Source organism: Brumimicrobium oceani (assembly GCF_003143775.1).
GTDB classification, from domain to species: domain Bacteria; phylum Bacteroidota; class Bacteroidia; order Flavobacteriales_D; family Crocinitomicaceae; genus Brumimicrobium; species Brumimicrobium oceani.
In genome coordinates this window covers 196,463-219,298 of the sequence record NZ_QFRJ01000005.1, presented here as the reverse complement: position 1 = coordinate 219,298, position 22,836 = coordinate 196,463, and the positions used below count along the sequence as shown (strand labels likewise).

The 22,836-nt window shown below is 36.2% G+C and carries 19 protein-coding genes and 1 pseudogene; 10 read left to right on the top strand and 10 right to left on the bottom strand.

Annotated elements, in window-relative coordinates; translation table 11 throughout:
* The 4 genes from DIT68_RS08725 to DIT68_RS08710 all read left to right on the top strand — a co-directional run bounded on the left by DIT68_RS08725 (position 1) and on the right by DIT68_RS08710 (position 4,731).
* Positions 1-402, top strand: coding sequence for a helix-turn-helix domain-containing protein (locus DIT68_RS08725; RefSeq protein ID WP_109359412.1), 402 nt, complete (start codon positions 1-3; stop codon positions 400-402).
* On the top strand, positions 402-857 hold the full coding sequence (locus DIT68_RS08720; protein WP_109359411.1) for a hypothetical protein: 456 nt from the start codon (positions 402-404) through the stop codon (positions 855-857). The genes DIT68_RS08725 and DIT68_RS08720 overlap by 1 nt, the downstream gene beginning before the upstream one ends.
* 365 nt (positions 858-1,222) lie before the next feature.
* Entirely contained in the window at positions 1,223-4,108 is a 2,886-nt protein-coding gene (gcvP, locus tag DIT68_RS08715; RefSeq protein WP_109359410.1) for an aminomethyl-transferring glycine dehydrogenase, read from the top strand.
* 224 nt (positions 4,109-4,332) lie between these two features.
* The gene (locus DIT68_RS08710; protein WP_199223397.1) at positions 4,333-4,731 is read left to right on the top strand and encodes a hypothetical protein; all 399 of its coding nucleotides are present in this window, start codon (positions 4,333-4,335) and stop codon (positions 4,729-4,731) included.
* A 442-nt stretch (positions 4,732-5,173) separates the two neighbouring features.
* Here DIT68_RS08710 and DIT68_RS08705 read toward each other — a convergent pair whose 3' ends face one another.
* From DIT68_RS08705 to DIT68_RS08685, 4 genes are all read right to left on the bottom strand, one after another.
* Positions 5,174-5,875 (bottom strand): CTP synthase, encoded by a 702-nt coding sequence (locus DIT68_RS08705; protein WP_109359409.1) that lies wholly within the window; start codon positions 5,873-5,875, stop codon positions 5,174-5,176.
* An 87-nt stretch (positions 5,876-5,962) separates the two neighbouring features.
* A complete protein-coding gene (locus DIT68_RS08700; protein ID WP_109359408.1) occupies positions 5,963-6,595 on the bottom strand; it encodes a hypothetical protein in 633 nt (210 codons plus the stop codon).
* 184 nt (positions 6,596-6,779) lie between these two features.
* The gene (locus DIT68_RS08695) at positions 6,780-8,357 is read right to left on the bottom strand and encodes a T9SS type A sorting domain-containing protein (protein ID WP_109359407.1); all 1,578 of its coding nucleotides are present in this window, start codon (positions 8,355-8,357) and stop codon (positions 6,780-6,782) included.
* A gap of 497 nt (positions 8,358-8,854) precedes the next feature.
* A complete protein-coding gene (locus tag DIT68_RS08685) occupies positions 8,855-9,109 on the bottom strand; it encodes a hypothetical protein (RefSeq protein WP_109359405.1) in 255 nt (84 codons plus the stop codon).
* A 149-nt stretch (positions 9,110-9,258) separates the two neighbouring features.
* On the opposite strand from DIT68_RS08685, the gene DIT68_RS08680 reads away from it, so the two are divergent.
* Both DIT68_RS08680 and DIT68_RS16550 read left to right on the top strand, forming a co-directional pair.
* Positions 9,259-9,450 carry a hypothetical protein gene (locus DIT68_RS08680; RefSeq protein WP_109359404.1) on the top strand — a complete coding sequence of 64 codons (192 nt, stop codon included), beginning with the start codon at positions 9,259-9,261 and terminating at the stop codon, positions 9,448-9,450.
* Positions 9,451-9,595: 145 nt separating this feature from the next.
* A pseudogene (locus tag DIT68_RS16550) lies at positions 9,596-9,727 on the top strand (type II toxin-antitoxin system mRNA interferase toxin, RelE/StbE family); the annotation flags it as partial.
* Positions 9,728-9,777: 50 nt separating this feature from the next.
* On the opposite strand, the gene DIT68_RS08670 reads toward DIT68_RS16550, so the two are convergent.
* The 4 genes from DIT68_RS08670 to DIT68_RS08655 form a co-directional block, all read right to left on the bottom strand.
* Positions 9,778-10,947 carry a ribonuclease D gene (locus tag DIT68_RS08670; RefSeq protein WP_109359403.1) on the bottom strand — a complete coding sequence of 390 codons (1,170 nt, stop codon included), beginning with the start codon at positions 10,945-10,947 and terminating at the stop codon, positions 9,778-9,780.
* Between the two features lie 3 nt (positions 10,948-10,950).
* Positions 10,951-11,922 carry a polyprenyl synthetase family protein gene (locus DIT68_RS08665; RefSeq protein WP_109359402.1) on the bottom strand — a complete coding sequence of 324 codons (972 nt, stop codon included), beginning with the start codon at positions 11,920-11,922 and terminating at the stop codon, positions 10,951-10,953.
* A 60-nt stretch (positions 11,923-11,982) separates the two neighbouring features.
* Positions 11,983-14,865, bottom strand: a complete 2,883-nt coding sequence (locus tag DIT68_RS08660) for an efflux RND transporter permease subunit (RefSeq protein ID WP_233244176.1) — start codon at positions 14,863-14,865, stop codon at positions 11,983-11,985.
* 162 nt (positions 14,866-15,027) lie between these two features.
* Positions 15,028-15,435 carry a Fur family transcriptional regulator gene (locus DIT68_RS08655; RefSeq protein WP_109359400.1) on the bottom strand — a complete coding sequence of 136 codons (408 nt, stop codon included), beginning with the start codon at positions 15,433-15,435 and terminating at the stop codon, positions 15,028-15,030.
* Between the two features lie 51 nt (positions 15,436-15,486).
* On the opposite strand from DIT68_RS08655, the gene DIT68_RS08650 reads away from it, so the two are divergent.
* The 4 genes from DIT68_RS08650 (at position 15,487) to DIT68_RS08635 (ending at position 20,898) form a co-directional block, all read left to right on the top strand.
* A complete protein-coding gene (locus DIT68_RS08650; protein WP_109359399.1) occupies positions 15,487-17,742 on the top strand; it encodes a TonB-dependent receptor in 2,256 nt (751 codons plus the stop codon).
* A gap of 49 nt (positions 17,743-17,791) precedes the next feature.
* Entirely contained in the window at positions 17,792-17,989 is a 198-nt protein-coding gene (locus tag DIT68_RS08645; RefSeq protein WP_146194168.1) for a hypothetical protein, read from the top strand.
* Between the two features lie 470 nt (positions 17,990-18,459).
* Positions 18,460-18,663, top strand: coding sequence for a hypothetical protein (locus DIT68_RS08640; RefSeq protein WP_109359397.1), 204 nt, complete (start codon positions 18,460-18,462; stop codon positions 18,661-18,663).
* A gap of 90 nt (positions 18,664-18,753) precedes the next feature.
* Positions 18,754-20,898: a hypothetical protein gene (locus DIT68_RS08635; protein ID WP_109359396.1), complete on the top strand. Its 2,145-nt coding sequence runs from the start codon at positions 18,754-18,756 to the stop codon at positions 20,896-20,898.
* A 316-nt stretch (positions 20,899-21,214) separates the two neighbouring features.
* Here DIT68_RS08635 and DIT68_RS08630 read toward each other — a convergent pair whose 3' ends face one another.
* Together DIT68_RS08630 and DIT68_RS08625 are read right to left on the bottom strand one after the other, a co-directional pair.
* A complete protein-coding gene (locus DIT68_RS08630; protein WP_109359395.1) occupies positions 21,215-21,934 on the bottom strand; it encodes a glycosyltransferase family 2 protein in 720 nt (239 codons plus the stop codon).
* A 202-nt stretch (positions 21,935-22,136) separates the two neighbouring features.
* A complete protein-coding gene (locus DIT68_RS08625) occupies positions 22,137-22,835 on the bottom strand; it encodes a CoA transferase subunit A (protein WP_109359394.1) in 699 nt (232 codons plus the stop codon).
* Position 22,836 lies beyond the last annotated feature (1 nt).

Below are 22,836 nucleotides of genomic sequence, written 5' to 3'. Positions count from 1 at the left end.
ATGAGCGATTTAATCACAAATGCATTTAATGAGATTGATCCTAGAAACGAAAAGTTTATAGAGAAAAACACAGATATAGTAGAGGAGATTTATGCCTTGATGGAACAACATGGGGTCAAATCCCAAAAAGAACTGGCTAAACTGCTAGGGAAGAAAGAATCAGAAGTAAGTAAACTTTTAACAGGGGTTCAAAACATGACATTGCGTTCTATAACCAATATGGAAGTAGCGCTTGGAAAAGATATTATTATGACTGCTTCGAAAGCAAAAGAGAAGTTTGAACACACAAATTACATGATTTGCTATAAACAAATTCAAACGAATCCGGATTCAGAAAAAGCATCGACAAACGAGCATTTTCAAATAGGGAAAGTGAGGAGTTTTAAATTAAGAATAGCCTAATGAAATCAAAAGTTGATGCTGATAAAATAAATTTACTTTTTGTTAAGACACTAAAGTCTAACATTGAGGTAGGTTCTAATTTTATAAAAGAAGAAGGTCAAGAATATCATTTATCTCTTGGTCAAGAATCTGGGTTAAATCTCGATGAAAAGAAAATTGCCTTTACACTAAAAGTTTTAATTGAGTTCCCCAATACAAATGAAGACGCAAAAGCGCAAGCTGAATTTGTGTTGCAATTTTTATTTGAGATAGAAAACCTAGACAAATTAGTAACATTGGATGACGAGGGTGCCATAACCGTTTCAGGAGAACTCTCCATGACTTTAGCTGGGATTTCTTATTCAACCGCAAGAGGAATAATATTAAACACGACAGAACAAAGTACAATTCGCGGTATTTTACTTCCGGTTATTAGCCCTGCAAAACTATTTACTAAAGGGAAAATCCAATTGTAGTAACTCCTTTTTTGATTGTTTTAGTATTTAGAATTTCTATAGTACGTAAAGACAAGTTCTTCATTCGACACCTTTAAAATTCACATTTGAACCTACAAAATAAATTAAATAAAAAGCCTTCCATAGCAATCGAAGCGTCAACTATCAGATTTCTAGGAATCCTGAAAAAAATCTACAAAACTCCGCGTTGCTTGCAGCTCTGATGAGCTCCCCGAAGTATCCGTGTCATCCGCGTTCCGTCATTCTACCACTACGAACCCTCACACATTTGTCAGAAAATCACCAACTCACATCTTATTAACACCAAATATTCTCTTCTCAGAACTATATATCTTATATTTGCAGTCTCAATAAAACTGTAATAAATGAGCGCATTTTCTAAACGTCACATAGGTCCTTCTGAGGACGAGAAATCGGCAATGTTAGCTGAGATCGGAGTAGGTTCAATCGATGAATTGATGGAGCTAACAGTTCCTAAAGATATTCGACTACAAAATGAATTAAGAATTGATACTGCCCTAACGGAAAAGCAGTATTTAGATCATATTGGTGAGCTGGCTGTGAAAAACAGAGTATTCAAATCTTATATTGGTTTGGGTTACAGCGAAACTAATGTTCCACCGGTTATCCAAAGAAATATTTTGGAGAATCCAGGATGGTACACCGCTTACACGCCTTACCAAGCAGAAATTGCACAAGGAAGATTGGAAGCTTTATTGAATTTCCAAACGATGATTATCGATTTAACAGGTTTGGAATTGGCGAATGCTTCTTTGTTAGACGAATCAACTGCAGCAGCAGAAGCAATGATTATGTTCTTCAATGCGAGATCTCGTTCTGATGCTAAAGCAGGAAAAAATAAATTCTTTGTTTCTGAATTTACTTATCCTCAAACAATAGACGTAATTAAAGGAAGAGCGAAGCATTTAGGAATCGAATTAATTTTTGGAGATCCAACAAATTACGATTTAACAGATGATAAGATTTTCGGAGCTTTAGTTCAATATCCAGATGTTTATGGTCGAGTGAAAGACCTTAGAGGATTCGTTGAAAAAGCGACCAAACAAGAAGTAAAAGTTGCCGTTGCAGCAGATATTATGTCACTGGTTTTATTAGAAGCTCCAGGGAAAATGGGTGTTGATGTGGTTTGTGGTTCTACACAAAGATTCGGTGTTCCAATGGGATATGGTGGACCACACGCTGCCTATTTTGCAACACGTGAAGAATACAAAAGACACATTCCAGGTAGAATTATCGGAGTATCGAAAGATGCTGACGGAAATACTGCTTTAAGAATGGCGCTTCAAACACGTGAGCAACACATTAAAAGAGATAGAGCAACTTCAAATATTTGTACCGCACAAGCTTTATTGGCTGTTATGGCGGGAATGTATGCTGTTTATCACGGTCCTGAAGGCATAAAATATATCGCACAAAACATTCACAATCAAACGGCAACAATTCACAAAGCTATTGAAAAAGTAGGCTACAAGGTATTGCATGACGACTATTTCGATACTTTATGGGTTGAAACACCAGAAGGTTTAACTTGTGAAGAATTGAAAGATGTTGCAGAAGATCACCGCATCAATTTACGTTACATCAATGAAAATCAATTTTCAATTAGCGTTGGAGAAAGAACAAATGATGCTGAAGTAAAAGACTTGGTGGCTATGCTTGAAAGAGCAATCAATGCAAAAGCTATCGAAGTGAAATTTATTTCTTCTTTAGTAAATCAAGATTTGGCGCGTAAAACTGAAATTTTAACGCACGAGGTGTTCAACACTTATCATTCTGAAACAAAAATGATGCGTTACATGAAATGGTTGGAAAACAAAGACCTTTCATTGGTTCACTCTATGATTGCCTTGGGTTCATGTACAATGAAATTGAACGCAGCAGCACAATTAATGCCGATTACTTGGCCAGAATTCTCAAATCTTCACCCTTTCGCTCCGGTAAATCAAGCCATTGGTTACCACGAAATGATCAAAGAATTAGAGAAGGATTTATGTGAAATTACAGGATTCTACGCAATGTCTATGCAGCCTAACTCGGGTGCGCAAGGAGAATACGCAGGATTGATGGTAATCAAAGCTTACCACGAATCGAATGGAGACGATCAGAGAAACATCTGTTTAATTCCTTCATCAGCACACGGAACAAACCCAGCTTCAGCGGTAATGGCTGGATTTAAAGTGGTGGTAACGAAATGTGATGACCAAGGGAATATCGACATTGAGGATTTAAGAAAGAACGCTGAAAAATACACTGATAGATTAGGTGCTGTAATGGTAACTTATCCTTCTACTCACGGAGTTTTCGAAGCTGGAATTAGAGAAATTACCCAAATCATTCATGATCACGGTGGACAAGTTTATATGGATGGTGCAAACATGAATGCACAAGTTGGATTGACAAATCCAGGGAATATTGGAGCAGACGTTTGTCACTTAAACTTACACAAAACATTTGCTATTCCTCATGGAGGTGGTGGGCCAGGAATGGGACCAATTGGTGTTGCAGAACACTTAGCTCCTTTCATTCCAGGAAGTCCATTTGTTGATGGCGTTGGTGGAAAAAAAGCAATTCACGCAGTTTCTGGAGCACCTTATGGAAGCGCTTTGATTCTATTGGTTTCTTACGCTTACATCAAGATGTTAGGAACAAAAGGATTAAAACACGCTACTGAAATGGCGATTGTAAATGCAAATTACATTAAAGCAAGATTAAGTAAGCACTTCCCTATCCTATATTCTGGAGAAAACAACACAGTTGGACACGAAATGATTCTGGACTGTAGAGCGTTTAAACGTACCGCAGGAATTGAAGTAGCAGATATCGCAAAACGTTTAATCGATTATGGATTCCATTCGCCTACTGTTTCTTTCCCTGTTGCTGGAACATTAATGATTGAGCCAACAGAGTCAGAAGACAAAGCTGAATTGGATCGTTTCTGTGATGCGATGATCAATATTCGTAAAGAAATCAAATTTATCGAAGACGGACATGCAGATCAAGAATCAAACTTATTGAAAAATGCACCTCACACAGCGGAGTGTATTATCAATCAAGATTGGAAATACGATTACACACCAAAAGAAGCAGCTTACCCACTAGAATATTTAGTGCGTAACAAATTCTGGGTTTCTGTACGTCGTGTAGATGATGCTTATGGAGATAGAAACTTAATTTGTTCTTGTCCTTCAATTGAATCATACAATACTGAAGAGGAAGAAGCATTTGCATAAATATTCTTGGTAATAAAACTCTAAAGCCTGCGTTATGCTCGTTTTAAATTACAGTCATTTATAAAAATAAACTCCTGTCAATTTAAAACTTCACAAGCCTTGTCTTTAAAGCTTTCTTATCAAAGAATAAAATAACGATTGGTTTTTTTATCAAAAAAATGAAATAAATATTTTAACGCGAAGAGGGGTGAAAAATTCCTTCTTCGCTTTTTTTAAAACTCAAAATGGATTACGCAATAGAAATTAAATTTAAGAAATTACTAGCCGAACTTGATGAAAGGTTTGGTGGTGGATTAGATGTTCAATCTATTCTATTTCTTATTGGTGTTCAAGAATTGGGTAAAGGATACCAAAATTTCAGTAAGAGACAAAAAACAGAACTGATGCATGTTGCAGTTTGTACTGTTCTAGAACCTTATGGTTATTATAAAACCATTGGTAGAGATACTGATAATTGGCCTCATTTTGAATTCTTAAAGGAATTACCACCTTTAGATCAACCACAACAACAGCACTTGATGAAGGAAGCAATACTCACTTATTTTCAAGCAGAAAATAATGAAAGTATTGATAACATTGAAATACCTGAGGTATTGAGGTATTATGAAAAGGAAGGTGAATAGAGAGTGTACCTAATATACCGTCCCTTCAGGACTTAATTCAAATTTTGAATTACAAGCAAGCCTAGGACTTTCGTCCTAGGCTTTTTAATGTCGTACCTTCGGCACTCGTTTTAATTACACTTGATTATCCATGTTTTACGGTATTTAATACCTTCGCACCTACATTTATTGGTTTAGGGGTTTTGCTCAGAGCTAACATTTTGAAGCTTTGGTCTTGTTTTTATTGTGGATGTCTTCCTTTTGGAATCGATGATTTCAAAAGAGTGACATTTCGTTTTGTGAAGCAGGTTATAAGTCCTGAAGGGACGGCATTAGAAAACCTAGGAGGCTACTCCTAGGTTGAGCATAAAAAATCCGCACCTAAGTCCTGAAGGGACGGTATATAGAGAATCAACACGAATGCCAACGCGCTCTTTAAGGGTAGCTCATCCCCTGAAGCAATCTAACCCTGCTTTTTGAACTTACTCTCTTCTTGCCAATTACTTGCAAAACTCAAAAAACCGCTTATCAAAGGATGCGGAGCTTCTTTTGTACTACAAACCTGTGGCAAACTCATCGAAGCAACGCAAAATGGTCTAGATTTTAAACTGATAATTTCAGCTTCTTCAAAATGATTCGTGGCTTCTACATCAATCGCTTCTTGCTTCAGCACCTCTAAAATTTGAGGGTAAATGGAGAAACGTGCATTCGTAAGCTCTATCCTTTTTGCCTCATTGTACAAGGAAATCAATGACTTTGTTACTGGCTGAACTTCGACTTTCTCAAAATTATTTTCTGAGGCTAAGTTTCCAGAAATAACTTTCTCTTGATTTAGATTGAGATTATACATCTTAACAATTAGCTCTAGAAATGTTTTAAATGACTCTCCTGTAATCAATAAAGCAACTTGAGAAGCCAAAATAGATTTTATAATTTCATCTAGAAAAAAAGCATTGTCATAAGGTCCAGGAGCAATAATAACACCATGAAAGTTGTTGAACTTTGAAGGCTTTAGTGCAGCGGCCTCATGTGTACGCATCCAATAATAATTTACATTGATGTTTAATAGACTCGCAGAATGCTCAATTGCTAGATTTGTAGCATGATGTGCATTGTTTGTGAAGTTAAAATCACCTATTATTATAATTTTTATGGCTTTGGACATAAGGTAAACAAGGATTACTGGGAAAAGATATAAAAAAAAATGGTCATTCCTCGACGAAATGACCATTATATAATTTTTTAGAATATTTTATCTTTTAAAATAACCTTCGAAAATCGCATTTTCTATCTCAATTGTATCTCTAAATAAGGGATCAACCGGATTGGTGTAGAGCGATAAACCAAATTTCGCTACAAACTTCATGTATTGACCATTGTCATCAGAATCTGCTTCTAAATTCGTCAATTCGAAATATTGTGGTTGCCCATCCACTTCAGAGCTTGTCCAAACAGTTCCTTGACTATCTCTGTAAACGATTTCTACACCATCCTCAGCATCTGTTTTGTATTCAATTGGCATGGTGATTCCAGATTTAAAAAACTCATTAAAGTCTTCTACTGGAGGCATGGTGCTATTGTTTGGACTATAAATTAAATTGCCCAATCGGATCTGAATCATGTCTTGCTTTTGATCACTTTCTAAAGTAGAGTAGTAAGTAATTTTTGAAGGCTGAGGAGAAGGCAAAATTTCTTGTGCTTGCGAAGGATTACAATAAAAACCTTTGATGTCTTCGATGATTACAAATTTAGCTCCTTGAATATTCCCCGTAAATGAAACTGGCAATTTAGCTTCATAAGTTGGCTTTGGTATCACCTCGTGCTTCACACATGAAGTCAAAAAAGCTACCCCTAATATAATCGATAATGTATTAATGTATTTCATAATAGTTCCTAGTTACGTGGCTAATATACGTAAAGAATAGATAAAAGGTTGCCTTGTTTGGGTATTTTCTTTGTTAAGAAGTAGCTGACAAGCTAAACACAAGGTTTCAAAGCCTAAGTCTAAAAATGCTGTTGGCTTATTCGTAAAGAAAATCATAAAATATTCTACGGCCTTTCCAACCATCTCACTCCACAATCAATTTCGATGTATAGCTCTTTTCCCCATCAAACATCTGTAAAGTGTACATTCCGGGATTCAATGAATTTACATCAACTGAGTTTTTAGTTGCATTAATTGAAGTAGCCAAAACTGTTTTTCCCATCATATCATAAATGATAATTTCGTGACTTTCACCCAAAGGTAAATTTGAGATTTGAAAAGAATTTGATGTGGGATTTGGGAAAATTTTAAGTGTTTCGTTTTTGTTAAGGATTGAAGTACTGAGGTCTGATGAAATATCTAACAACCAATAATCATCGTCTCCTCTACTTGCGATAGTTTTATCTCCTCCAATGTCAGAATTTGATTGAATAAGAATATTGAATGAATTATTATATTCTAGAATATTAGGGTAACTTTCAGAATCATCACCTCCAAACATAAACTGATATTTCAAAGACAAATCACTGGTATCTAAAACGAGTGTCCATACATCTTTAGAATTATTATAGGTTGATAATTCAACCTCCCCTGAAACAGCACTATTTGTAGAACCGGTAACGATGAGGTCGCCAGAAGAGGAAATTAAACCATCATTGATTTCATCATCACTATTTCCACCATAAGTTTTATCAACTATAATATTTCCACTGCCATCCAACTTTGTAATCCAATAATCATTTCCACCTCTTGAAGGCTCTGATTTCGTTCCTGAATCACTAGAATATGAACTTGATAAAACAAAAATCCTATTGTCTGAAACAATCAGCTTTTTAGGTAAGTCCGCATTATCTCCCCCTAAAGTTCGATCCCATAAAACATTTCCATTATTATCTAATTTAATCAACCAATTGTCAAATACTCCAAAGTTCGCTTCAGTTTTATCATTTGATATTGGCGAACTTGAATAACCGAGAATAACAACATCCCCAGAATTATCAAAGGCAGCATCTTGCACATTATCCCCTCCCGTGCCTCCAATAGTTTTATCCCACAATACATTCCCATCGGAATCAATGTTTAGTATCCAATAATCCACACTACCTATTGATGGTTCAGTTTTATCACCCGAAATAGATGAGCTTGAAGAGCCAATGATTAAAAAAGATCCGTCAGATTTTTCCAAAATGTGTACAGCAAATTCATTCCCCGACCCTCCATAGCTTCTTTGCCAAATTTCGTTGCCCTGCAAGTCTAATTTTATCAGCCATATATCATTTCCACCTTTGTTTATTGTGGTTTTGTTTCCGTCAATTCCAGAACCTGAAGTAGCTAGTACCATAAGATAATCATCTGAAGTATGAATTATTTTATTCAAGTTATCACCCATACTACCTCCATAGCCAACTTGCCACTCAATATCTTTATTATCATCTAATGAAATCAACCATAAATCAACAACGCCATTATTTGAAGTTAGTTTATCTCCAGAAATACCGGAAAAAGAATGGCCACCTAAAACTACCTGATTATGGACTCTCAAAATATCTTTTGGAATATCTGCTCCACTCCCCCCAAAAACATATTGATCAGTAATTTGTAGTGTTTGGGTACTGGAAAAGAAAACAAGTGCTAAGGCAGAAAGTAGTAATGTTATTTTCATGGTGTTTGGTTTAAAAGTAGAGAATATGATACGAATCTAAGCAATCTAAGCAATCTAAGCAATCTAAGCAAGTTATAATTAATAAATGACACTAATTATAATTTTTTTAAATTAAAACATGCTCTATATAATGATAAATTTCACTAGTAAGATTAAAATTAGTTTAGGCATGTGGACCAACTACTCGAGTAGTCTAACGAGTTAAATATCAAAACAATGAGGTACTTTTTGTAAGAAAAGTTTTAAGCCTATTGAAAGATTTTAAATAATTTAAGGAAGAAAGGAAGTGAAGTTTCTCTTAAAATCAAATTTCGGAGTTGAAACCGCTTTTGTAATTGTTGATTAAATATAAGCAAAAAGAATCCTCCCCCCTTGACCTCCGTCAGCTGACGGATGAAGCACTCATTAACAAATACTTTCAAGCTATGAGCAGAGCTTTTTTGAATTTCAGCAGGCCACCAAATAGTTTCAGAATTAATCAAAAACAACCTTTCCTCTCACCCCACCATAAACTCAGGCAATGCCAACCCCAATTTCTTGGCGGCATTCCGAAGAATTGATTTTTGATAAGGAAGCAAAACTTGTTCGCCAGAGACAAATTCAACCATTTTACGGTTAGAAAGAAAATAATTGCTGTAGTTTTCTCCAAAGTCTGACTTTACTAATTCTTTAATGGGTAGGAAAAAATTGTCTTTCGCTGCTTGGACTCTTCTTCTGTGGTTGTTGTTTCTTATTCTTTGTTCGCTTGTCATTGGAGGAATGCTGGATTTGACTAATAGATTTCTGCATCTCCTTAAGCAAGCATATAGTAATCAAAAAAATAAACACAAGTGTAAATCCATGGGCCTACATTTTTTTTATCTTTTAAAAATATTGTATCTTTGATTAAAACATCGGAATAATGACATCTATAACATTGAGTGGGAAATCTAAAAGTAAACTAAAGCTAATCGAACAATTAGCTAGGGAATTAGGATCAACTATTGAAAAAACTCCTAATAATGAAACTATTAAAGCAATGGAAGATGCTCGATCAGGAAAAGGCTTAACCAGAGTAAAGACTTTCGAAGAATACAAAGAAGCTACTGAATAACATGTATGAATTAGATTTACAAACAAAATTCAAGAAAGATTTAAAGCTTGCGAAAAAAAGAGGTTTAAAAATAGATGAATCAGATACTGTTGTTAAATTTCTTATGAGGGATGGTAAACTTCCAAAAAGATAAAAACCTCATAAACTTAGTGGGAATTATTCAAAATATTGGGAGTGTCACATTCAACCAGACTGGCTATTAATTTGGAATAAAGATGAAAGTATTAAACTCATTTCACTTATAAGAACAGGCACTCACTCAGACTTATTTAAATAAACTCAGAAATACATTTTCACACCCAAATCAAACATTTCCTAATCCAGTTCTCACCCCACCATAAACTCAGGCAATGCCAACCCCAATTTCTTGGCGGCATTCCGAAGAATTGATTTTTGATAAGGAAGCAAAACTTGTTCGCCAGAGACAAATTCAACCATTTTACGGTTAGAAAGAAAGTAATTGCTGTAGTTTTCTCCAAACTCTGACTTTACTTGTTCTTTAATGGGTAGGAAAAAATTGTCTTTTGCGTCTTGGACCCTTCTTCTGTGGTTGTTGTTTCTTATTCTTTGTTCGCTTGTCATTGGAGGAATGCTCGACTGCCCCATCGTGATTCTGTTCTCCTGAATTTCCTTTTCTGCTTCTTCTAAAAGTGATTCAATTTTCTTTTGAACTTTGGCCACTTTCAGTTTCGGGTGAACGCCTTTCATTGTTGTCCATTCTGAAACTTTTTTAGGAGATTGTGCCAATAACAAAGCAATTTTTTTGTCTAGCACTTTGTATGTTGGTCTGCTTAAAGATTCACCCAGTTTTTCGCGGTAATCCATTATTTTTTCAAAGCGAATCCATTCTCTCAATGAAAGCATCTTTTGATCTTTCTTGGTCAAATACGCTACTTTATCTCCTCCCGACCAATCGTAATTTTCAAAAGCTTGCATTTCCTCAGCAAACCAATCTTGGCGGTTGGTCTCTTCCAACATTTTTATAAGCTCATCTTTTAGCTTTGGCAAATGGAAAACATCTTCTGCTGCATAGATGTGCTGCTGCTCTGTTAATGGTCGTTGAAACCAATTACTTTTCTGCTGACTCGCTTTCGTATCTATTGGATAATCTTCACCCAAAACCGCTAAAATCGAATTATTCAATGAAAGCGTTTCGTAATTCAAGAGTCGCATTGCCACACCTAAATCGACGATATTGTTTGGTTTTGCGCCTAAATGATGCAATAATCGCATATCTTCATTAAAAGCAAAACAAATCAATTGAATTTCAGGATTTTCTAGAATAGGGAAAATGAGTTCAATATCTAACCCTGTTAACGGATCGATTAAGTAACAATTTTCCCCATCAAAAATCTGCATTAAACAGAGGTTAAATCCGTATCGAAAATGATTTTTATCAAATTCTAAATCTATACAAATTTCGTTTTTGGTTGATAATATTTCAACTACTTTTTCGAAAGAAGCTGTGTTATCAATATATTTTATGTTTGAATTCATTAATTAGTGATCGCGTGACATCAGGTATTTTGCTAAGTCTAAAAGTTCTTTTTTATTGGCATCAGGAACATTTATTTCTTGCATGTTTAAAAGCGCTTTTTGATAGAACAAATCTTTTTGTTCTTCTGCTTTTTGACGAACGCCAAGCTGCTCAAAAATATCTTTTACATTGTCAATTTTTTCTTGACCTGATTGATTATTTAGGAAAGTATCTAGTTTCGATTTTGTAGTATTATCTGCCATTTCATAGGCTTTCAGCAAAAGGAAAGTCTTTTTATTTGACAGAATATCTCCACCTACTTGCTTACCAAATTTATCTGGATCAGCATACAAATCGAGCAAATCATCATGCATTTGAAAAGCTAATCCAACATTCACACCAAAATCATAAATATGCTTGATGTCTTCTTTGTTTTCTGCTCCTCCAATTATCGCTCCCATTTCTAAGGCTGCACCTAATAAAACAGAAGTTTTCAAACGAATCATTTCGATATATTCATCGATAGTAACAGCGTTTGAGGATTCAAAATCCATGTCCATTTGTTGTCCTTCGCAGACTTCTCTAGCTGTGCGCGTAAAAATACTTAACAGTTGAGGTAAAACTTTTGCGTCGTGTTTTGCCAGTAATGAATAAGCTTCAACAAACAATACATCGCCAGAAAGAATAGCAATGTCTCTGTCCCATTTTTCATGCACAGTTGCTTTTCCTCTACGTAAAGGTGCATCGTCCATAATATCATCATGAATTAATGTAAAATTATGGAACAATTCAACCGCTAAAGCAGCATTAATGGCTTTTATACCTGGCGAACCAAATAAATGACAAGCCAACATTGTTAGAGAAGGACGCGTACGTTTACCGCCTAATGTTAGGAAATAACGCAATGGATCATAAAGATTTTTCGGCTCTTTTGGCAATTCCAAAGATTGAATTTGCTTTTCTAGCAATTGCTGGTACTCTTGAATATGGTGCATTTAAAATTCTGTTTGCTTTTTATAAATAGATACGAAATACTGTGAAAGATAAAACAAGAGTTAGCTTCTTTTGTTTTCTGGATTGTCATTTTCATCCTTTTCACCGTCCTCGTTATTTTCCTCATCTGGATCATAATCGATTCTCGTTCTAGGATCTACTTCAAGTTCAGACAATTCAATATCAATTTCTTCATTGTAAATATTGATAAATGGTTCACGGAAAGCTTTGGTAGCAATTCTGTTTTCTAAACTTAAAAGCAATGAAGGAAGAACTGTAAGATTGGTTAACATGGCTACCAACATTGTCAGTGAAACCAATAAACCTAGTGCTTTTGTTCCTCCAAATTGAGAGAAGGCAAACATAGAGAATCCGAAGAACAAGACGATAGAGGTATAGAACATGCTCAAACCTGTTTCGTAAAGTGCGTTAATTACACAAGCCCTTTGATCATAGCTGCGCACTTTGAGTTCTTGGCGGTATTTGGCCAAGAAGTGAATTGTATCATCGACAGAAATACCAAATGCAATACTAAACACAAGCAATGTTGAAGGCTTAATTGGAATGGCGAAAAGCCCCATAATTCCTGCTGTTACTAGCAATGGAATAAAGTTAGGAACGAGCGAAATAACCACCATTCTCCAAGAACGGAATAAGAAAGCCATTAAAATCGCAATAATGAAAATTGCAATGATTAAACTCGTTAAAAGATTTTTGATTAAATATTGCGTTCCTTCGGCGGCTACAACTGAAGTTCCTGTAATGAGGTAAGTCAAGTTTTCATCTTCAATTGCTTTTTCTAGAGCGGCTTTAAATTCAGGTTTATCGTAATAAGAAGCCAATAAATTAGGGTCTAAGTCAAACTGAAAAAGTAGAGAATCATTTCCATCTGCTATGTTGTAGGCAGTGTTGTTTCTGTAAGCATTAGAAAGGCTAAAAATTGAATCTGCATAAGCTGTTTCTCCTGCTTTAAACTGTTCATGATAGGCTGCAACTTGTTCTGCATTCGGATTTAAAACGCTATCCAACATCGCAGTAACTTTCTTGATTTTTTGGTCAATTTCATAGGAACCTAAATCAATGATCTGCATTCTTAAACGGTAAGTTGTGTTCGTGGTATCAATCAATTCTTTTAATGAAAGTCCGATCGCAGATGCAGGGAATATTTTCGTTGAAACTTCTAGCACCTCCTCAGCATTATCGTTTTGGGCGATGTAATTATTGACCTCATCTTGCGAAGGAAATTCTGATGGCTTTATGGAGTCTGTCGCAGAAGTGTCAGGCCTAAAATTCATTACACGTTGGGCGATCTTTGGGTAATTCAACATTAAAGAATCGCTGTAATTTGACTTTCCTACACGAATTGAATCTTGATATTGGTACACCAATTGTGTTTTCACCATGTCATCTTGGAAATTGTCGACATAGCCTTTCAAACGCAACATATCCTTGCGCTCAATCAATTTGTACATGTCTGGATTGTTTCCATAATAAGACATGTTGATCAACTTCATGAAATTCACAATAGAAATGGACTTACTAAAAGTGGTATCCTTTTGAATATTCGCTTGGACAGTCTCAATTTTCTCCAGCGTTTTCTTGTCAAATTTTCTACCATCCTTTTTATAATTAATCAGAATTTCGAAAGGAATGGCACCGTTAAAATTTTCTTGAATAAAAAGAATATCCTGCAATATAGGGTCGGAATCGGGTAAATCACTGGTTAAATTCCCCGTTGCTTCCATTTTTGTGGCTCCAAAAATAGCTACACCCACAACAATAACCGTGGTGAGGTAAATACGCTTTCTGTGCGTAGTGGTTAAATACACTAGCTTATTTACAATGGTAATTGCGAATTTCTTTTCTAAATGCTTTAAATGTCTAGATTTCGGCATTTTGGTTAATGAAAATAGAATCGGGATAATAGTAATCGAAATTACGAATACGAATAAAATATTCATCGATGCCGTTGTACCAAACTCAATTAGCTTTTCAGAATTGGTAAACATAAAGGTAGAAAAACCTAGGGCAGTGGTAAGATTGGTTAAGAAGGTCGCATTTCCAACTTTAGAAATTACTCGCGATAAGGCTTTGGTTTTATTCCCATGGTTTTTGACTTCTCGGTGAAACTTGGTGAGTAAGAAAATACAATTTGGAATTCCAATTACAATCATCAATGGAGGAATCAAAGCCATTAAGATGGAAAGCTTGAATCCCATAAGTCCAATACTTCCCAGCGACCAGATCACCGCAATAAACACAACTAAAATACTAAAAGCCACCACTCTAAAAGAGCGGAAGAAAAGATATAAAAGTAAGGAGGTCACAGCGATAGCAAGTCCAATAAAAATATACATTTCACTGACTACTCTTTTCCCCATCACCACTCGAATATGTGGCAAGCCAGCAAAGTGCATTTTACCAAAAACGTGTTCATAGCCTAAAGCTATTTCTTCGGCATCTAATACAACCCCAGATTTATTTTGATCACTTAAATAAGCCTCATCGATGGTAATCATCATTAAGGAAACATTTGTAGAATCGTTGTAAAGCAATCCATCATACAAAGGTATTTCTCTTATTTCTCGGCGAATATCTTCTATTGATTTCTCTTTAAAAGTTGCATCAAGAAAAATAGGCTCCGCTTCAAACTTCCCTTCTGTGGTATTGTTTTTAATGGTGAACAAATCAGCTTCGGAAAGCACTGCATTTACTCCGTCTAGTTTGGCAATAGAATCTCCAAGCTCTTTCCACATCAGGAAATTCTCTTCGGTGTAAAGCTTGTCTGATTGTATGGCTAAAACTAAAGCCCCTCCATCTTCACCAAACATTTCTTTCAATTGCAGATAATCGTCCTGTGCTGGAGATTTCTTGGGCAACATGTTACCATATTTGTTGTCCATTTCTAGACTCGTAAGCGCGAAATAGCCGAAAAATATAGTCAAGGCTGTCATTATTGAAATAATAACAATCCTATTCCTCAATATAATCTGAGAGAGTTTAAACCACATAAACTAAGTTATAATTAAACGCACAAAGGTAAACAAAATGATAGAAATGGATGAAGTTAGGCTATATTTAAAGAAAGAGCTGAAAATTAACGCACATTATGAACATTTTGCGCAAATTCCCTTGGCTTGAATTTCCTGTTCTTCTATTGTAAAACCAGGTACTTCTATCTTGGGTAATTCATCCACTTCAACGCAATATACTTCGCTACAAAGTCTACATTGAAAATGAATATGGTTATGCTCGTGCAATCCACTATCATGATCACAAACCCCATCGCAGAGCGCCAATTTCTTTACATCTCCGGGCATTACAATTTCATGAATAACACCTTTGTTTGTAAAGGATTTTATGGTTCTGTAAAGCGTAATCCTATCGAACTCAACAAGCGCATCCTCAATATCTTGTATAGATATTGCATGCTCATTTTTCAAAAAAACGTCTAGCACTTCTTTTCTAAAAGGAGTAACACGTAATTTCTTTTTTTTTAAAATTTCAACTTCCATAGATGCAATATTGTTGCATTTGTATTACATTTGCAACTCAGATTAAAAACAATGAAAGCAAAAATAGGCATTTTTCTTTATATACTATTTTCTTTTCATCTTCAGGCGCAAGATATAAAAGGGAAAATAATTCATGCAGAAACCAAAGAGGCTATTCCTTTTGCTAAGGTAGGTTTTCCTGGCATTAATATGTTTACCAGCGCAAATGAAAATGGAGAATTCTTCTTTGATCATTTGCCAGAATCCCGCTTAACAATAAAAGTCTCTGCGTTTGATTTTAAAGTGCTACTTGAAGAAGTTGACTTATCAAAAAAGGAAACACTAGTTTTGTCCCTTACTCCTTTACATACCGTTTTTGAAGAAGTAAAAATCACAGCCTCTGAAGGAAGAGTTCAACGGGAGAACATTACTTCTATCGCCATAGCATCCAAAGAAGAATTATTTCAAACTGGAGCAACAACATTGGGTGAATCTTTAATACAAATCCCTGGAGTTCAATCAAGTTCTGTGGGAATGGGAATCAGCAAACCCATTATTCGTGGACTCTCGGGAATGCGCGTTGTGACCTATAATAATGGCTTGCGCATAGAAAACCAACAATGGGGAAGCGATCACGGAATGGCAGCTTCTGAACTGGGCTTAGGAAAAGTGGAAGTCGTAAAAGGGCCTTCTTCTCTACTTTATGGAGCTGATGCACTGGGAGGAGTAATTCATTTTATTGATGAACCTTATCTTCAAAAAGGAAAAAGTGATGGATATGTTTCTACGAAACTTGAATCTAATTCATTGGGAACAACAAATGAAGTAGGATTTAGAATTCACAAAGGAAAATGGCGTGCAAATGTTCATGCGAATTATATAAATCATGCCGATTTTCAATTACCCGATGCACAATTCATTAAAAACTCAAGATTTTGGGGATCGAATTTTAAAACAAGCTTGGGTTATCGTCACAAGAATTATCAATTGAATATCCGCTATCAACTTTCTTACTTAAGATTAGGAATCCCTGGACATTCACACAATGCCAATCCAGAAGCGATTGATTTTATTTCAAATGTGAGAAAACGAGAAGGAACACTTCCTGCACAATACAATTTCAATAATTTCTTGTTGATTGAAAACACCATTTTCTTTAATCGCTCAAATCTATTAATTGAATTGGGAAACACAAACAGCGATTTGCAAGAGTATGATGAGAAAGTGACCCTGCCTTTTACGCATTTGAATGTCAATAATTCAACTTACAATATTAGGTACACTTACAGACTAACAGACGAAATTGGATTAAAAACTGGCGTTCAGGGAATGGCTAAAATCAATAAAAATCGCTTTCCTAGTTCTTCCTTACTCATTCCAGATGCCAATAGTTTCGACAATGGAATTTATGCATTGATGGATTATGAAAGAGGAAAATGGCGTTTCCAAGGTGGATTAAGGTATGATGTCCGTTATCTCTCGGTGAAAAGTTCGGCAGGTTTAGATTCTTCGCTGATTACCAATATTAACCCAGAAGCAATGAACAGAACTTTCCAAGGCCTGAACTATTCCGCTGGATTCGTAAGAAATGCGGAGAAAACTTCCTTACGTTTCAATGCTTCAAGCGGATATAGAGCTCCTCATTTGTCAGAATTAAAATCAGATGGGTTTCATCATGGTTCTTTAAGGTATGAAAGGGGAGACGAAAACTTAAAATCAGAACATGCTATTCAGTTGGATTTGGCATTGGAATTACATTATGACCATTTAGAAATCGTGATTAATCCTTATTACAATCGCATTTCAAACTTCATTTATTTAAATCAGTCAGAAGATTTCGCTGGAAGCTTTCCTATTTTTGAATACGGCCAAGCGGATGTTGCACATCTTTACGGAGGAGAAATTGGGTTTCATTACCATCCGCACAAGATTCACCGTTTGCACATCAACAGTAATTTTTCCGCTACCATTGCTGAAACTCAAGACGGAGAAGCAATTAGCTTAATTCCACAGCCAAACTTTAATACTTCGATTCGATTTGATATTAAAAACAAGCATAAAGTTAGCTTTAAGAATATCATTTTAGAACACATTTATTATTTGCCTCAAAATCGTGTAGGAGCCAATGAAACTTTTTCGGTAGATTATCACTTGGTGAATTTAGCCACGCATTTAAGCATTGGAAAAGCTGAGAATTTGGACATCTCAACAGGAATTAGAAATGTATTGAACACGAACTATCGCGGACACCTTTCGGCATTAAAGAATTTAGGGCTTTCTCAACCTGGGATTAACATGTTTGTATCGCTGAAATATAAAATTAGGTGAGGTAATTACGGGGAGGTGTGGTTGGAAAATGACGCAAAGTTACGCAGAGATGCGGAGATTCGCAGAGGTGCGGAGTTTCGCAGAGGTGTGGTTGCAAGGTTACGCGGAGTTTCGTAGAGAGGTAGAATTGAAAGGTGACGCAGAGTTGCGCAGAGGTGCGGAGATTCGCAGAGGTGTGGTTGGAAGGTTACGCGGAGTTTCGGTGAGGTTTCGCAAAGTTTCGCAGAGAGGTGGAATTGAAAGGTGACGCAGAGTTGCGCAGAGGTGCGGAGTTTCGCAGAGGTGTGGAGTTTCGCAGAGGTGTGGCTGGAAGGTTACGCGGAGTTTCGCGGAGGTTGCGTAGAGTTTCGCAGAGTTTCGTAGAGAGGTAGAATTGAAAGGTGACGCAGAGTTGCGCAGAGGTGCGGAGATTCGCAGAGGTGCGGTTGCAAGGTTACGCGGAGTTTCGGTGAGGTTTCGCAAAGTTTCGCAGAGGTGTGGCTGGAAGGTTACGCGGAGTTTCGCGGAGGTTGCGTAGAGTTTCGCAGAGTTTCGTAGAGAGGTAGGATTGAAAGGTGACGCAGAGTTGCGCAGAGGTGCGGATATTCGCGGGGATATGGTGGTGTGTTGGAGGAACGCGAAGGTGGGAATTTTTACTCAGGGAGTACTTGGGTTAAAAAGAAAATGGGTAACAGGATAAAATATTGAATAAAGTAAAAATCAAGTAAATATATAAATATGAAAAAGAGAGTAATTTTTAGCGCGTTATTAGTAGCAGGATTCACATTTACATCTTGCGAAAAGTGTTCTGAGTGTCATTATGATGGTCCAAACGGAGAAATTGAAATTGGTGAATACTGCGGTGATGAACTTGAAGATATTGAGGCTTCTGGTTTTACGGTTAATGATGTAAATTATGAAGTACACTGCCATGAACATTAAATAAGGGTAGATGATAATTGATAATTCGCTAAATGTGAATTATCAATTATCGTTTGCTATCCTTATCTTTGCATCAAAATCAAATTGATTATGCAAATTAGTTCGAAAAATTTTCTGCGTTTCCCCCTTTTTACTCTTGTTTTTTTCTTCACTATTTTTGGAATAAAAGCTCAAGCAGTAAGTGCACAGGGAAATATATTTTCTCATTTCTCGGACGTTCAAATGCGAATAGACACCAATATTTACAAGTATTCTTTGGACAGAATATATGTAGAAAATGAATGGAAAATACCCTTCGAATATCAAGAAACCAATGCCATCGTTGAATTTCGCATATTTCCAAACAAGCATTCCGAACTGAAAGAAAACTGGAAATTAAACCCCTCGAATGAATACAAAATTATTGATTCACTCTCTCTAAGAATGGATGGATATTATCATTTCAAAGTACAGTTTTCAGACCTTGCACAAGCTGTTTTTCTTAATGTAGAATTAGCGGTAGACAATAAATCTTTGGCAATTCCTATCTTCCCCTACACCTTAACCTATGCGACCATTTATCCAGGCGAAAGTGATTTATATATCGGAGATGAGAAAACATTTGAGTTGGTAACCAATCAACCAGATAATATAGTTATAGATCCTTTGTGGAAGCAAAGTGAAGGTTATGAATACAGGATTCATAGAAGCAATGACAAAATATGGCTTTCTATAATTCCTACCGAAACCGGAAACCTAGAAGTTGAATTCACCATCAAATTATATCGTCCAAACATTCAGCACAGGAGGCCAAAGTACCTTTTAGATAAACAGAGTTTTACATTCAATGTTAAAGGATCACGTTTGAAATTCTTGACTTTTGATAGCAAGGAGATCATTTGGGAAACAAAGAGTCCAAAAGGAGTTGAGCTACAAATCGACAATCATAGGTTGTTGGCCATCAACAAAACCTACCGATTAGAAGCTACAGATGAAACTGGCGGACCTTTAATTGCAGAAATGTATACAGTTAGACGGCTAAGCAACGACAAGATCCTCTGTATGTTTAGACCTTATAATTATCATAGAATATCCTCGGGTTATTTATACATCAAAGACGGTGATGTTCCGAAATTCATTACCAACATTAATATTCTTCCAGAACCCAAAATTAATAACGTGAGTATTCTTCGACAAGGAGGAAGTTGGGTAAATACAAAGCAAGTCTACCCTGGAGAAACGGTTGAAATCAGATTGCAAGGAGAAGGCTTAAACAGAACAGACTTTAAATTTGAAGATTTAGTAGATCTTTCAAGCGACAGTTTAATCAGAAATGAGTCTGTTGCTCATTATTTACTGAAGGTACCCATAGATATTCGTAAAAAAAGTGTCAATATTTATACTGGAGACGTGAAAACTAGCGTTATGCTAGACATTATAGAATATCAGCGTCCAAAAGAACTGGATTTTGTAATTATAGAATATGGCGGAACCCCCGCGGTAGCCAAGGATGCAACCCAACCTATTTTGCATGAAACCACAATAGGTGATGTAAATATTCAGTTCGACAATCAGTATATCGATGATGCTTTTCAACTGTACGGCAAGCAGTTTTTAGAAGTAGAAGTACGCATTACGGATGCCAACAATAAGCTGGTAGAAAAGCAAATTATAGATGACATTGTAGTGTGTCCGGGTTCAAATTCACCGAGGAGTTTTGCTTACACCAGCTCAACCGGCTGCATGAATGAAATTATTTCAATCAACGACTATTTATCCAACAAAACGCACAGTTTAGAAAATTGGGCGAAAGTAGAATTAATAATTCGACACCGAAAAAATGTGTATGGAGGACAAGGTTACACGAGTCGTGTAGAAATCATCAAAGCTAAATATGTTGCTTTCGATGTGGATTTATCAATCCCTGCCGGACTAATCATCAAAAAAGTTGGCGAACCCGGCTTCCCTGGATTAAGTGGTATTTCACTTTCCATGTTAGCACAATTCTCATTTTACCAAAGAAATGAGATTCAAAAACTACGTCCTTTTAAAATAGGAGCTGGTTTCTTGGCAAAGAACGCCTTTAATTTCAATGAAAATGCTGAAAGAGATTTAGGAATCGTTTTATTGGGCTCTGTTTACCCTACGAAGAAAAACCGCAGATTCTCCTTTCCGCTCTACGCAGGAATGGGTTATTTCTTAAACGAATCAAAATTTTTCTTCCTCATCGGACCAGGAGTAAGTATTAATTTTTAATGCCTATACGGAACTTTACCAGTAAATATATCTAATCAAGTATGTGATTAAGCGGTGAACAGACAAGATCCTTCGCAAATTTCTATTTTCAACCAATTGAAAAAGAAATTTACTTCAGGATGACATTAGGCTAGGGGCATATTTCAAACGAGAGGAAAAAGAGAGCGCCAGCGAACCAAAAAGCATCTGCGAAATCTGCGGGAAAACTGTGCGCCATCGCCCCCAAAAAGATCTGCGCAATCCGCGAAAATCTGCGGGAAACAAATAAAGAGTGGGAAAGAGAATGAGAGCGCAGCGACCGCCTCCCCCCTTTCTTCTACTTAGAAAATCTATATTTGAAAATACAATAAATAGCCCTAAAACCATCCTTCCATCCAATCTTCTTCCCTTCATCGTAAGTTCTTCCGTAGTATGAAATTCCAACCTCGTAGATTTTAACTTTAGGAATCCTAGCTAATTTGGCAGTAATTTCTGGTTCTATACCAAAACGATTCTCCTTGATCACTATATTCTTGGCAATTGAAACACGGATCAATTTATAACAAGTCTCCATATCCGACAAATTCAAATTCGTCATTACATTAGACAAGCTGGTTAAAAACTTATTTCCTATAGAATGCCAATAGAACAAAATTCTGTGCGGATGATGTCCCATAAAACGCGAGCCATAAACAGCATCAGCATTATCCTTAAAAACAGGCTTTAAAAGCAAATTATACTCTTCCGGATCATACTCCAAATCTGCATCTTGAATAATCATATAATCTCCCGTGCACTCTTGAATTGCACGATTTATAGCCGCACCTTTTCCTTTATTAAAGTCTTGGGAAAATAATTGAATCTTGAAATCCGGATTACTGCGCATATATTCCTCAATCTTTAGCACAGTATCATCGCTAGAACAATCATTCACAATGATCACCTCCTTCTCGATACCATTAATCAATTCCACCTCTTTTACCTTATCCAAAATAAGATGAATTGTCCTTCCTTCGTTGTAAGCAGGAATCAGAATAGATAATTTTTTAATATTCATTGCTGTAAATATGGTTTAAAAGTAGAGTAAATTTGATGAAACGAAATAAATTTTCAGAAAATTATAATTGAAAGCAACAGTCTTCTGCTTTAATGCTAAACCTCCTCTGTGATTGGAAATTAGTCAAAACCAATATAAAAGGAAAAAACAAAAGGCAGCATTCTCAATTAAAACACTGCCTTTATGCATAGTTGACAAAGCTTTAAGCCTTTTTCCTTACCGTTAATTGTTCAATTCTCTTTTCAAATTTTTCTCCTTTAAAAATACGTTGAACGAAAATTCCAGGCGTATGAATTTCGTTAGGATCTAACTCTCCAGCTTCCACTAAAATCTCTACTTCGGCGATGGTCGTTTTTCCCGCCATGGCCATTACTGGATTAAAGTTTCTTGCAGTTCCTTTATAAATTAAGTTTCCTTCCGTATCTCCCTTCCAAGCTTTTACAATTGCATAATCAGCAGTTAAAGCCGTTTCTAAAATATGTGGCTTTCCATCAAAATCGCGCACCTCCTTTCCTTCTGCAACCTCAGTTCCATATCCAGCTGGAGTATAAAAAGCAGGAATTCCATTTCCACCAGCACGACAACGTTCAGCCAAAGAACCTTGAGGAATTAAATCTACTTCGAGCTCACCAGAAAGCATTTGACGTTCGAACTCATCATTTTCTCCAACGTAAGAAGAAATCATTTTTTTAATTTGTTTCTTTTGCAGCAATAATCCTAAACCAAAGTCATCCACCCCTGCATTATTAGAAATACAAGTTAAATCCTTTACCCCCATTTCCACAAGATGTGCAATTGAGTTTTCTGGAATACCGCACAAACCAAAACCACCTAACATTAAGGTCATGCCAGATTCAATTCCCTCGCATGCTTTTTCTACATTATCTACAGTCTTTCTCATA